10 protein-coding genes are annotated in these 12,449 nt (G+C 70.1%); 3 read left to right on the top strand and 7 right to left on the bottom strand.

Annotated elements, in window-relative coordinates; all coding sequences use genetic code 11:
- Window positions 1–16: 16 nt before the first annotated feature.
- Together WS78_RS29075 and WS78_RS29070 are read left to right on the top strand one after the other, a co-directional pair.
- Window positions 17–2,149, top strand: coding sequence for a penicillin-binding protein 1A (locus WS78_RS29075; protein ID WP_038752195.1), 2,133 nt, complete (start codon window positions 17–19; stop codon window positions 2,147–2,149).
- Between the two features lie 12 nt (window positions 2,150–2,161).
- Window positions 2,162–2,770 (top strand): trimeric intracellular cation channel family protein, encoded by a 609-nt coding sequence (locus WS78_RS29070; protein WP_059575519.1) that lies wholly within the window; start codon window positions 2,162–2,164, stop codon window positions 2,768–2,770.
- Between the two features lie 27 nt (window positions 2,771–2,797).
- Here WS78_RS29070 and WS78_RS29065 read toward each other — a convergent pair whose 3' ends face one another.
- The 7 genes from WS78_RS29065 to WS78_RS29035 form a co-directional block, all read right to left on the bottom strand.
- A complete protein-coding gene (locus WS78_RS29065) occupies window positions 2,798–3,616 on the bottom strand; it encodes a heme ABC transporter ATP-binding protein (RefSeq protein WP_038752239.1) in 819 nt (272 codons plus the stop codon).
- 219 nt (window positions 3,617–3,835) lie between these two features.
- Window positions 3,836–4,960: a FecCD family ABC transporter permease gene (locus WS78_RS29060; RefSeq protein ID WP_059575518.1), complete on the bottom strand. Its 1,125-nt coding sequence runs from the start codon at window positions 4,958–4,960 to the stop codon at window positions 3,836–3,838.
- Between the two features lie 241 nt (window positions 4,961–5,201).
- Entirely contained in the window at window positions 5,202–6,128 is a 927-nt protein-coding gene (locus tag WS78_RS29055) for a heme/hemin ABC transporter substrate-binding protein (RefSeq protein ID WP_059575516.1), read from the bottom strand.
- Entirely contained in the window at window positions 6,125–7,267 is a 1,143-nt protein-coding gene (locus tag WS78_RS29050; RefSeq protein WP_038752209.1) for a hemin-degrading factor, read from the bottom strand. The genes WS78_RS29055 and WS78_RS29050 overlap by 4 nt, the downstream gene beginning before the upstream one ends.
- Window positions 7,268–7,323: 56 nt before the next feature.
- Window positions 7,324–9,588: a TonB-dependent hemoglobin/transferrin/lactoferrin family receptor gene (locus tag WS78_RS29045; protein WP_038752212.1), complete on the bottom strand. Its 2,265-nt coding sequence runs from the start codon at window positions 9,586–9,588 to the stop codon at window positions 7,324–7,326.
- 565 nt (window positions 9,589–10,153) lie between these two features.
- A complete protein-coding gene (locus WS78_RS29040; RefSeq protein WP_038752215.1) occupies window positions 10,154–10,381 on the bottom strand; it encodes a hypothetical protein in 228 nt (75 codons plus the stop codon).
- Window positions 10,382–10,537: 156 nt separating this feature from the next.
- Window positions 10,538–11,434, bottom strand: a complete 897-nt coding sequence (locus tag WS78_RS29035) for a LysR substrate-binding domain-containing protein (protein ID WP_059575514.1) — start codon at window positions 11,432–11,434, stop codon at window positions 10,538–10,540.
- 166 nt (window positions 11,435–11,600) lie between these two features.
- On the opposite strand from WS78_RS29035, the gene WS78_RS29030 reads away from it, so the two are divergent.
- Window positions 11,601–12,449: an ABC transporter permease gene (locus tag WS78_RS29030; RefSeq protein ID WP_059575512.1), complete on the top strand. Its 849-nt coding sequence runs from the start codon at window positions 11,601–11,603 to the stop codon at window positions 12,447–12,449.

Below are 12,449 nucleotides of genomic sequence, written 5' to 3'. Positions count from 1 at the left end.
AAGGAAGGATTTCGACATGACCGATTACACGCCGAACACGTCGCGGCAGGCCGCGCCGACGCCACCGCAGGAGCCCGCGCCGCGGCGCCGCCGCTATTTCCGCACGCTCGCGGGCCTCGTGCTCGGCGCGGCGATCGCGGGCGGCGCGGTCGGCACGTGGACGCTGCAGCGCATCTGGACGCAGTTGCCGTCCGTCGAGCCGCTCTCCGTCTACCGGCCGGCGCTGCCGCTGCGGATCTTTTCGCGCGACGGCGAGTTGCTCGCCGAATACGGCGTCGAGCGCCGCGAGTTCGTGCCGCTCGAACGCATCCCGCCGCTCGTGCGCCACGCGCTGCTCGCCGCCGAGGACGCGCAGTTCTACACGCACGGCGCGGTCGACATCGGCGGCCTCGCGCGCGCGACGTTCGCGAACGTCGTCACCGGCCAGCCGGGGCAGGGCGGCAGCACGATCACGATGCAAGTCGCGCGCAATTTCTTTCTCACGCGCGACAAGGTGCTGAGCCGCAAGCTCGCCGAGATCCTGATGTCGTACAAGCTCGAGCGCGCGTACAGCAAGGACAAGCTGCTCGAGCTGTACATGAACGAGATCTATCTCGGCGAGCGCGCGTACGGATTCGCGGCCGCCGCGTCGGTCTACTTCGGCAAGCCGCTCGATGCGCTCACGCCCGGCGAGGCGGCCGTGCTCGCCGGCTTGCCGAAGGCGCCGTCCGCGTTCAATCCGGTCGTCAATCCGGCGCGCGCGACGACGCGCCGCAACTACGTGCTCGGCCGCATGCGCGCGCTCGGGTATCTCGACGAAGCCGCATACCGGCAGGCCGCCGGCGCGCCGATCGCGCTCGCGACCACGCCGCCGCCCGGCATCGTCGCCGCGCCGTACGTCGCGGAGCGCGCGCGGCGGATGATGGTCGAGCGTTTTCATGACGATGCATATACGCTCGGCCTCGACGTGACGACGACGATCGCGATGCGCGATCAGCGCGCGGCCGAGGCGGCGCTCGCGCGCGGCCTCACGCGCGGCGGCCGGCGCGACGCGAAGGACGCGCTCGAGGGCGCGCTCGTGTCGGTCGACGCGGCGACGGGCGACATCCTCGCGCTCGCGGGCGGCGCGGATTTCGCGCGCAATTCGTTCGACCACGCGCTGCAGGCGTACCGGCAGCCCGGCTCGAGCTTCAAGCCGTTCGTCTACTCGGCCGCGCTGGAAAAGGGCATGTTCCCCGGCGTGCTCGTCGACGACGCGCAACGCACGCTGTCGCGCGAGGAGACGGGCGCGAACCCGTGGCGGCCGCGCAATTTCGGCAACAACTACGAAGGCTTCATTCCGGTGCGGCGCGGGCTGATGCGCTCGAAGAACCTCGTCGCGGTCAGCCTGATGCAGGCCGCGCAGCCCGACTTCGTGCAACAGCACGCGGCTCGCTTCGGCTTCGAGCCGCAACGCAATCCCGCGTCGCTGCCGCTCGCGCTCGGCGCGGGCGCGGCGACGCCGCTGCAGATCGCGAGCGCGTACGCGGTGTTCGCGAACGACGGCGTGCGCATGGAGCCGCGCCTGATCGAATCGGTCCGGCAGCGGCACGGCGGCGTGCTGTTCGACGCGCAGCCGGCAACCGGCGTGCGCGTCATTTCGGAGCGCAACGCATTCGTGATGGACGACATGCTGCGCGACGTCGTGCGTCACGGCACCGCGCGCCGCGCGCTCGCGCTGAATCGTTCCGACGCGGCGGGCAAGACCGGCACGTCGAACGGCTCGAAGGACGTCTGGTTCGGCGGCTATTCGTCGGGCGTCGTGTCGGTCGTGTGGATGGGCTACGACGCGCCGCGCAGCCTCGGCCGCGCGACGGGCTCGTCGCTCGCGCTGCCTGTGTGGGTCGACTACATGAAGACCGCGATCGGCGGCCGCAAGGCGATCGACCGGACGCCGCCCGCGGACGTCGTGCTCGTCGACGGCGATTTCGTCTACGCCGAAGCCGCGAGCGGCAAGTGCACGCCGCCGCTGCCGCCGTTCGTTCGCAGCCCGTTCGCGTGCGACGCGGTGCGCCGTGCGCCGGCGGCCGCCGGCGCGCCGGCCGCCGCGCTGGCGGGCGCGTCGACGCCGCCCGCCGTCGACGCGGCTGAACGCGCGCGCGTGCTCGAACTGTTCCGCACGGAAGACTGACCGAGGGCACGCATGCATACGCTCTACCTGATCGCGATCGTCGCGGAAGCGATGTCGGGCGCGCTGATGGGCATGCAGCGCGGGATGGACCGCTTCGGCCTCGCGCTCGTCGGCGCGGTGACGGCGCTGGGCGGCGGCACCGTGCGCGACGTGCTGCTCGGCCGTTATCCGCTCACCTGGGTCGCGCATCCCGAATACCTGCTGCTGACGCTCGCGGCGGCGACCTTCGCATCGATGACGGCGACGCACGTCGCGCGGCTGAAATCGCTGTTCACCACGGTCGACGCGCTCGGGCTCGCGGCGTTCTCGATCATCGGCTGCGACGTGGCGGCGACCGTCAACGACAGCCCGGTCGTGATCGTGCTCGCGGGCGCGATCACCGGCGTTTGCGGCGGGATGCTGCGCGACCTGCTCTGCAACGAGATGCCGCTCGTGCTGCGCAAGGAGCTGTACGCGAGCATCGCGTTGCTGACGGGCGGGCTGTATGTCGGCATGACGACGATCGGCGTCGCGCAAGGCATCGCGACCGTCGTCGCGCTGATCGCGGGATTCTCGGTGCGGATGCTCGCCGTGCGCCGCGGCTGGCGGCTGAAGGCGTTTCACGCGGCGGACGCGAGCTGAGGCCCGCGCCGCATGCGCGCGGCCCGCTCATGCAGGCACGATGACGGGCGCGACGCCGTCGCCCGCGTCGACGAGGCGCACGCGAAAGCCGTAGCAACGCTCGATCGCATCGGGGCGCAATACGTCGGCGGGCGCGCCGTCGGCGACGATCGCGCCGTCCGCGAGCATCGCGATGCGATCCGCGTGGCGCGCGGCGAGATTCGGATCGTGGACGATCGTCAGCACGCCGATGTTCCAGTCGCGCGACAGGCGTCGGACCGTGTCGAGCAATTGATGCTGGTGCGCGAGATCGAGCGCGGCGGTCGGTTCGTCGAGCAGCAGGTAGCGCGGCGCGCGCGCTGCGTCGCCGGACGGCCAGAGCTGCGCGAGCACGCGCGCGAACTGCACGCGCGCGAGCTCGCCGCCCGACAGCGTCGTCACGTCGCGCGCGTCGAGCGCCGAAGCGCCCGCCAGCGCGAGCGCCTGTGACGCGATCTCGTTGTCCTCGCGCGCGGGCGCGCCGGTGCGGCGCGTGTGCGGATAGCGGCCGAGCAGCACGACGTCGAGCGCGCTGAACGCAAACGCGGGCTGCGACGCTTGCGGAAGCACGGCGCGCAGCCGCGCGAGACGCGGGGCGTCGATCCGGCCAAGCGGCTCGCCGTTCAGCGTGACGTCGCCGCGCACGGTCGCGCCGCGCGCGCCGCCGCCCGTCGACAAGTCGCCCGCGAGCACCTTGAGCAGCGTGCTCTTGCCCGCGCCGTTGCGCCCGAGCAGTGCGGTGACGCGGCCGGGCGCGATCCGGACCGACAGGTCGTGAAGGATCACGCCGCCGGCGCGTGCGACGTGAAGGCGATCGGCGATCAGCATGGCGTTCGATGCGGCGTCGAAGTGCGATTCGATATGCGATTCGATATGCGATTCGATATGCGATTCGATATGCGATTCGATATGCGATTCGATATGCGATTCGATATAGCCGATCGCAAAGCGGCGCGTAAGTTCACCTTCGAGATCATATCGATGTGACAAATCGACCGGCGCGCGAAGAGGCGTGCGACATGCCGACCATGAAATCTCATGCGCATCCTACGCCCCCAGTGCGCCGCGCCGCTTCCACAGCAGCGCGAGAAAGAACGGCGCGCCGATCAGCGCGGTCAGGATGCCGAGCGGAATCTCCGCCGGCGCGGCGAGCGTTCGCGCGGCGAGATCGGCGGTGACCGCGATCAGCGCGCCGAGGAGCGCCGCGCCCGGCATCGCGATCCGCTGATCGGGGCCGGCCGCGAGGCGCACGCAATGCGGCGCGACGAGCCCGATGAAGCCGATCGCGCCGGTGCACGACACGAGCGCGCCGACGCACATCGCGGTTCCGACGAGCACGCGCCGCTTCACGCGCTGCACCGGCACGCCAAGATGCAGCGCTTCGGTTTCGCCGAGTTGCAGCGCGTTCAGCGCGTGCCGCTCGCGCGCGAGCAGCGCGCAGCCGGCGAGCGCGAACGGCGCGACGGCGGCGATCGCGCGCCACTGCGCGCCGCCGACGCTGCCGAGGCTCCAGAACGTCAGCGAGCGCAATTGTGCGTCGTCGGCGACATACGTGAGTAGTCCGATCGCGGCGCCGGCGAGCGCGTTGATCGCGATGCCCGCGAGCAGCAGCAGCGGCAGCGCGAGCCGGCCGCGCGAGACGGCGAGCCGGTAGACGAGCGCCGCAACGGCGAGCGCGCCGCCGAATGCGGCGACGGGCAGGAAGCCGAGCGCAACCGGAGCGGCCGCGAGCGGGCCGAGCACGATCAACGCCGATGCGCCGAGCGCCGCGCCGCTTGATACGCCGATCAGGCCCGGATCGGCGAGCGGATTGCGAAACAGCGCCTGCATCGCGGCGCCCGCTGCGCCGAAGCCCGCGCCGACGAGCAGTGCGAGCACGACGCGCGGCGCACGGATGTCGAGCAGCACCGCGCGCGCCTGGCGCAGCGCGGCATCGCTCGCGAGCCGCGCATCGGTCGCGGCGAGCGCGTCGAGCAGTTGCGCGGGCGTGAGCCGGTACGCGCCGATGCAGAGCGCGGCGATCGACGCGGCGGCGAGTGCGGCGATCAACACGGCGAGCGTCCACGTCGCGCGCCGTCGGCGGAGCGCGGCGGCGATCGACGATGCGAACGTCGGCCTGTGCGCGGCGGCGCGCGCGGGGTCGACTGACGGAGAACGGGCGGCGATGGTCATCGTGAGATATCGAACCGGTGAGACGGCGAGCGCGTCGACGCGGGCGAGAAACGGCCGACGTCCGCCGCGTGCCGTGATGGGGCGGACGCTTCGTGGCGCGCGAAGCGTGGCGTTTCGATCGCGCCGCCCCGGGGGCGCGCAAGTGCGGCGAAGACTTCAGGAAACCGAACGATTGCGTGCGATCGACGCGCGACGCGATGCGCCGCGGCGATCCGGCGCGGATGTCGTCGATCTCGCATGTTCAGGCGAGCGTGCTGTTCAGCCGGCGTTGCAGCGCGGCGACCGCCTGCGGCAGACGCGGCCCGAAGCCGAGCAGGAACAGCGCGTCGAGCGACACGACGCGCCGCGCGCGCCCGGCCGGCGTCGCCGCGAAGCCGGGCGCGGCGAGCAGCGCGTCGCGCCCGCCCGCCGCCTGCAGCCCCTCGTCCGAGATCAGCACGACGTCGGGCTCGGCCGCGACCAGCGCCTCGGCGGTCAGAGGCTTGTAGCGATCGAATCCCTGCATCGCGTTGTGCGCGCCCGCGTAGCGGATCATCGCGTCGGCGGCCGTCTGCTGGCCGGCGACGAGCGCCTGGTTGCCGGTGTGGTTGAGCACGAACAGCACGCGCGCGGGCGTGTGCCGCGGCGTGCGAGGCGGCGCGGCGTCGACCGCCGCGCGCGCCGCGAGCCAGTCGCGATCGAAGCGCGCGAGCAGCATGTCGCCCGCGCCCTGCAGCGACAGCGCCTGCGCGATGCCGCGGATCTTGCGGCGCACCGATTCGACATCGTGCGCCTCGTCGAACGCCGTGACGGCCACGCCCGCGCGCGCGACCTGCGAGAGCGCGGCGGGCGGCCCCGCTTCCGCCGACGCGAGCACGAGATCCGGCCGAAGCGACAACAATCCTTCCGCGGACAACGCGCGCTGATAACCGATCTTCGGCAAGCGCCGCGCGGCTTCCGGATACGTGCACGTGGTGTCGGTGCCGACGAGTTCGTAGCGCGCGGTCCGCGCGCCGCCCAGCGCGTAGATCGTCTCGGCGAGCGCGCCGCCGATCGCGACGACGCGCTTGGGCGGCGCGCTCGCCGGCGTGCGCGCGAAAGCGCCCGCATGCGCGGCCGCGAACACGAGCGCGCCCGTGCCCGCGAGCCATGCGCGCCGGCGTGCATCGATGCGCGAAGACCGGCTCATCGCGCGACCTCGGCGTCGGTCGAGTCGGGCGCGCCGGCCACGTCCGTCGCGTGGGCCGCATCCGCGGCGTCGATCGTCGGCAGCGCGCGCACGAGATCGCGCCAGCCCGCGAGCTCCGGCTGTCCCGGCTTGCGCGCGCCGAACAGCATCGCGATGTTGTCGCCCGCAGCATCGAACAGCTCGACCGACGTGACGACGCCGTCGCTCGTCGGCTTTCTCACGGCCCAAGCGGACGCGACGAGATCCTCGCGCAGATGCAGGTTGAAATCCTCGTCGAGCACGTTGATCCACGAGCCCATCCGGCGGATGTTCGTCACGGTCCCGGTGTGGATCTGAATCATGCCGCGATTGCCGACGAACACCATGATCGGCAGCCGCGTCTGCGAGGCGCGCTCGAGCACGCGCCGCATCGCATCGGTCGCGACGCGATGCGCGCGCTTGTCGCCGGCTAGCCGCAACGCCTGCGTGCGCGCGACGCCGAAGCGGCGCACGATGCCATGGAACTGGTGCGTGTCGGTCATCGCGTCCCACGCGGCGCGCAGGCCCGCCGCGTCGATTTCGCCGTCTGGCCGCTCGACGAACGCGAGCGGCGCGGGCGCGGCCTCGAACGCGGGCGATTGCACCGGCATCCGCCAGCGCGACACGAACGCGTCGAACGCATCGTGATCGCTGTGCTTGCGCAAATAGACCTTGTGCACCGCGTCGCCTTGCGCATCGAAGAACTGCAGGCTCTTCATCACGCCGTGCGCGGTCGGCTCGTACACGGCGAAGCCCGCCGCCCAGTTGCGGTAGAAGATGCGCAAATCGATCGCGCCGAGCGCGAGCCCGACCGGGCCGTCGTGGCTCATCTGCTCGAACGCGCCGTCCTTCTCGTGCACGGCGGCCGCGTTGCGCGTGAGCGCCATCACGGCGCCCAAGCGCGGCATCTCCTCGAACAGCTCGACGAAGCTCGGCTCGAGCCGCACGACGCGCTCGCCCGCGAACGCCGCGAGCGCTTCGCCTTCGCTGATGCCGAGCAGGTGCGCGACATCGCGGTTGCGCAGCTTGCGGGTTTCTTTCAGATGCAGGAACGCATCGCGCAACTCGGCCGGCGCGAGCGCGCGGGGCGACGAAGAGGCGGGAGCGGCGGTGTTCATCATGACGGAGATCCTCGATTGCCGGACGGGCCGGATTGGGAAAAGGCGTGCGGGCCGCATCAGAAATCCACCTTCATGCTGACCGCGACGCTGCGGCCCGGAGCCGTGTATGCGTCGAGCACGTTCGAATCGGCGGCGATGCCGCGCACGTCCGACCAGTTCCAGTACTTGCGGTCGAACAGGTTGTGAATGCCGAGGTACGCGCTCACGTGCTTGTTGAAGCGATAGCCGCCGCGCACATCGACGACGAACGACGAAGGCGGCGTGAAGCACGTTTTCTTCTGGCACGCGGCCGACGACACGTCGCGGCCGCGCTTGGCCGCCTGGAACAGCAGGTCGGCCTGCGCGAACCAGCGCTCGCTCGGCTCGTAGCGCACGCCGAGCACGGCGGAGAACGGGTTGACCGTGTCGAGCGGCTCGCTCGCCGCGCCGTTGTCCTGCGTCGTGCCCTTCGTGAACGCCATCGCGGTCTTCAGCGTGAAGCCGTTCGGCATCACCCACTCGGCGCGCCCTTCGAAGCCGTGGATGCGCGCGTTCGCGAAGTTCACGTACTGGAACACGAGCGGATCGTTCGGCCGGCCGCTGCCGCCGATCGTGCGTTGCGAGATGAAGTCGCGATAGCGGCCGGCGAACGCGGCGACGCTGTAGCGCAGCGGCCCGTAACCCGTGCCGAGCGTGCCGCGCAGGCCGGCTTCGACGGTGTCGCTCGTCTCGGGCTTCAAGTTCGGATTCCCGATCGACGTATAGCCGTAGAGCGGATTCGAGAAGCTGTTGTTGACCTGATCGGGCATCGGCGTGCGGAAGCCGTGCGCATACTGCGCGTACGGAATCAGCGCGGGCGTCACTTCGTACAGCACCGCCACGCGCGGCGAGAGCTCGTGATCGCTCGAGCTGACCGTCTTGCCGGTGAAGAGCGGATCGCCCGACGTCGGGCTCAGCCGATATGCGTCCAAGCGCAGCCCCGGCGTGACGAGCAGCTTGCCGAAGCCGATCTGGTCCTGCACGAACGCGCCGAACAGCGTGTAGTCGGTATCCGGAAACGCCTTGTTCGGAAACGATTCGCCTGGGCTCGCGACCGTGCCGTCGCGCAGGCTCTTGATCCGGTCGATGCTGCCGTCGACGCCGTACAGCAGCTTGTGCGCGAGCGGTCCGGTCGAGAAGCCGCTTTCGGCGAACGCGGAGCCGCCGAACGCGCGCTCGCTGTAATGGTTCGAGCGTGAGCGCGACTGCAGCCGGCCGCCGCGCGTCTCGAACGAATCCTGATCCTGCGTCGATTCCTGATAGTAGAACTGAACGTGCGCGGTCTGGAACCAGCGTGCGGCGTCGTCGCGGAAGTCGTAATCGACGCTGAAGCGGTTGCGCTCGAGCTTGTCGTTCGCGGTGAGGCCGAGCGTCGTCGGCGGGTTGATCGCCGACAGCACGTTTGTATCGACTCGGCGCCGCATCGTCTCGGCGGTGAACTTGAACGTGTCGCGCGACGTCGGCGTGATCGTCAGCTTGCCTAACAGCGATTCCGTGTAGACATCCTGAGGATTCGCGGTCGTGCGCTTCGTGCTCGCGGAATTGTCGCCGCCGTGCGTATCCACTTCGTGGCCGCGGCGGCCGGATGCGATCAGCATCCCCTGCACGCGATCGTTGCCCGCGGCCGCGGACACGGTTGCGCCGACGCTGCGGTCGACCGAGTCGTAGCTCGGCCGCAACGAGAAGTAGGTCTTCTTGCGATAGATCGACAGCAGGTCGGACGGGTCCTTCGTGATGAAGTTGACGGCGCCTGTCAGGCCGTCGCTGCCGTACAGCGACGACGCCGGGCCGCGCAGGATCTCGATGCGTCGGAGCGTATCGAGATCGGCGTAATCGCCGCGGCCCGCTTCGAGCGGGCCGAACGAAAACGCGCTCGGCAGCCGGATGCCGTCTTCCATCAGCAGCACGCGATTGCCTTCGAGGCCTCGGATGTTGATGCTCGAATCGCCGTCGCGGCCGCCGCCGAGCGCCGCCGTTGCCGGGCGGTACGCGGTGCGGCGCACGGTGACGCCCGGCTCGTAGCGCAGCGCGTCCTTGATGTTGTCGGCTTGCTGTTCTTCGAGGTCCGAATCGGTGATCACCGACACGCTCGCCGCGGTGCGGCTCGCAGCCGACGCGGTGCGCGTCGCGGTGACGGTGATCGGGTCGAGCGCGCGCGCGCCGGCGATCGCCGCATGCGGCGCGGACGCGGCGGACGGCGGCGCGGCGACGGCGGGTTCGGAGGCGGCGCCGGCGGCGCGCGCGGCTGCCGCGTAGATGCCGAAGGCGCCGAACAGCGCGGCGCGAAGCGGCCGCCGCGCCAACAGAGGTTGATGCACGGTTTGGTCTCCCAGTGACGTATGAGCCCGGAGGCTGGCTGGGTGACGCGTGCACCTGGCTGGCGCCCGCGCGCCGCGAACGGCGCGGGCAGGTTGAAAGGAAAGGTTCGTCGAAACGAACGCAGATTGTAATTGAGAATCATTCGCAATTCAATTCGAGAAACGGCCTCGCTCATCATGCGGGAAGCCGGTCGATGTGGCGGGCGACGTCATGCCGTCATGTCTGCGAGCGCTTATTGTCCGCAACTAACGGTCTGCGCCGGTCAACGCCTTCGAGGATGAGCGCACGCGGGGCTGCATCCAGCGCGAGCGCTGAACGGCGCCCGCCTTCGGCGTGCATGCGCGCCTCTCGACGCGGCGAGCCGATGCGGTTTCGATGTAGTTTCGATGTGGCGTCGATGTGGCTTCGATGTGGTTTCGCAGCAGCGGCCGTGCAGGCGGCACAATCAGACGGCATCGGCGGCCGTCGCCTAACGGCCTTCCGCGTTTTCTACCGCGGCGGCTCGCGGCGATTCTCCGCGATTCGTGGCGGGGGCTGCGCGCGCGCCGATTACGCCATCGATTCGAGCCGGATCAGCAGCTTGCGCACGTGCGCGAGAAACGCCTCATGCGCTTCTCGATCGCGCGGCGAGTCGAGATGCGACGATTCCGCGAGCTGGATCTGCCGGTCGAACTCGTCGGCGAGCGCTCGGCGCGTGTCGACCGGAAGCGCGCGGATCAGCGAGACGAGCAGCAATTCCTGAGCGTGAAGCATGCCGGACAGCGCCTGGACGTTCATGCCGACCTCCGTCGAAGAAAGCGAGGCGGCGCCGCGGGATCGCGGGCCGCTCACCTTTTCATACTAGGTCCGCCGCGCGCAAAAGCCGAGCGGCGCGCGCATTCGTCGCGACAAGGCGCCCGCGATGTGCGCGCGCACGAAACAATCCGGAGCGCATCACGTGCGTGCGCACTCGCCGAGCATCCATGCGCGCAAGCGCCGCAACGACTCGCTCGTTTCCAGCCGCTCGGGCGCATAGCACAGATAGTGGCCTTGCTCGTCGACGTCGACGGGCGCGTCGAGCGGCTGCGCGAGCGTGCCGGCCGCGAGCTGATCGCGGATCAGGAACGCCGGGACGAGCGCGATCCCGAGCCCTGCCTGCGCCGCCTGGATCAGTACGGAGTACTGCTCGAAGCGCGGCCCGGCGAGTGCGTTCATCTGCGTGACGCGATGCCGGTCCGCCCATGCGATCCACGCGCATTCGGCCTGCTCGTGCACGAGCCGCGGCGCGTTCGCGACGTCGGCGGGCGCGCGCAGCGCGTAGCGCTCGGCGAATTCGGACGCGCACACGGGCACGAACGTGCGGCCGTCGAGATAGTCGCATCGAACGCCTTCCCAGCGGCCGTCGCCGTAGCGGATCGCCGCGTCGAGCCCGAGCGGGAACGGGTCGCCCGGTGCGAGATGGCGTCGAAAGCTGAGCGTGACGTCGGGTGCGGTCTCGAGAAAGTGCGGCAGACGCGGCACGAGCCATTTCGTCGTGAACGTCGGCACGCTCGCGATCGTCAGCAGGTCGCTGTCTTCGCGCGCGCTCAGCAATTCGAGCGATGCATTGCCGATCTCGCGCAACGGCCCGGCGACGCGCGCCTGGTAGACCTGGCCCGCGCGCGTGAGCGCGAGGTTGCGGCCCTCGCGGACGAACAGCTTCACGCCGAGCAGCGCCTCGAGGTTCGCGATCTGCCGGCTGACCGCGCTCGGCGTCAAGCCGAGCTCGCGCGCTGCGTACGAAAAGTTCAGATGTTTCGCAGAACTGGCGAACGCATGCAGCTCGGCGACGTTCGGGTACAGGTGCTTCATCGTGAAGTGTTCCGTCGGTGCAAAGAGCGATGCGGAGTTTGTACGTTTTTTTCATGACGATGCCATGTCGCGCACACACACTGGCGGCCGTCGTCGCGATGCGCGCAACGCCTGCTCCAGCGGGCGTTGCGCGCGCCGCATCCCTTCGTCGCCTGCGAGACCAGTCATGCGCTCAACCACCGCCGCGGCCATTGCCGACGGTATTCCGTTTCGTCGCGGCAGAAGCCGTCCGTCGCTCGGCGCGGTCGTCGTCAACGGCACCGTCGCGCTGTTCGCGCTGTATCTGCTGATGCCGATCGTGCTGCTGCTGATCGGATCGGTCGGGCAGAGCTGGACGAACACGCTGCTGCCCGTCGGCTTCACGTGGCGCTGGTTCGCCGAGCTGGCCGCCGATGCGAGCTTCAGGCGCGCGTTCGGCGTGAGCTTTGCCGTCGCGCTCGCGTGCTGCGGGCTCGACGCGATCGTCGGCGTGCCGCTCGCGTATGCGCTGCATCACCGCGCGCTTCGCGGGCGCGGCATCGCGGCGCGCATCGTGATGCTGATGCCGATCGGCGTGCCCGCGCTCACGCTCGGCTTCGGCTACATCGTGATCTTCGGCGGCGATGCGCTGCCGTGGCTCGGCACGCTGCCGCTGATGATCGCCGCGCACGCGGTGCTGACGCTGCCGTACCTGCTGCAGACGCTGCTGAGCGACCTGCGCCATCTCGATCTCGCGAAGCTCGAAGCCTCGGCGGCGACGCTCGGCGCGCCGCCGTTGCGGCAGTTCTTCACGATCGTGCTGCCGAACCTGCGGCAGAGCCTGTTTTCCGGGCTCGTGATGGTCGCGGCGCTGTCGATCGGCGAGTTTCAGATGTCGAACCTGATCGCGGGCTTTCGCTATCGCAATTTCCCCGTCGTGCTGCTGCAGGCGTTCTACGGCGCGTCCGGCATCGCATGCGCGGCGACCGTCGTGCTGCTGCTGCTTGCCGTGCTGGCGACGCTCGCATCGATCCATTCCGTGCAACGACTGAAGTGA

The organism is Burkholderia savannae, from assembly GCF_001524445.2.
GTDB lineage: Bacteria > Pseudomonadota > Gammaproteobacteria > Burkholderiales > Burkholderiaceae > Burkholderia > Burkholderia savannae.
This window is presented reverse-complemented; position numbering and strand designations above follow the sequence as displayed.

Bases quoted from the DNA above. Each gene is read 5' to 3' on its own strand.
- WS78_RS29075 (WP_038752195.1), top strand. From the start codon at position 17: ATGACCGATTACACGCCGAACACGTCGCGGCAGGCCGCGCCGACGCCA.
- WS78_RS29070 (WP_059575519.1), top strand. From the start codon at position 2,162: ATGCATACGCTCTACCTGATCGCGATCGTCGCGGAAGCGATGTCGGGC.
- WS78_RS29065 (WP_038752239.1), bottom strand. From the start codon at position 3,616: ATGCTGATCGCCGATCGCCTTCACGTCGCACGCGCCGGCGGCGTGATC.
- WS78_RS29060 (WP_059575518.1), bottom strand. From the start codon at position 4,960: ATGACCATCGCCGCCCGTTCTCCGTCAGTCGACCCCGCGCGCGCCGCC.
- WS78_RS29055 (WP_059575516.1), bottom strand. From the start codon at position 6,128: ATGAGCCGGTCTTCGCGCATCGATGCACGCCGGCGCGCATGGCTCGCG.
- WS78_RS29050 (WP_038752209.1), bottom strand. From the start codon at position 7,267: ATGATGAACACCGCCGCTCCCGCCTCTTCGTCGCCCCGCGCGCTCGCG.
- WS78_RS29040 (WP_038752215.1), bottom strand. From the start codon at position 10,381: ATGAACGTCCAGGCGCTGTCCGGCATGCTTCACGCTCAGGAATTGCTG.
- WS78_RS29035 (WP_059575514.1), bottom strand. From the start codon at position 11,434: ATGAAGCACCTGTACCCGAACGTCGCCGAGCTGCATGCGTTCGCCAGT.
- WS78_RS29030 (WP_059575512.1), top strand. From the start codon at position 11,601: ATGCGCTCAACCACCGCCGCGGCCATTGCCGACGGTATTCCGTTTCGT.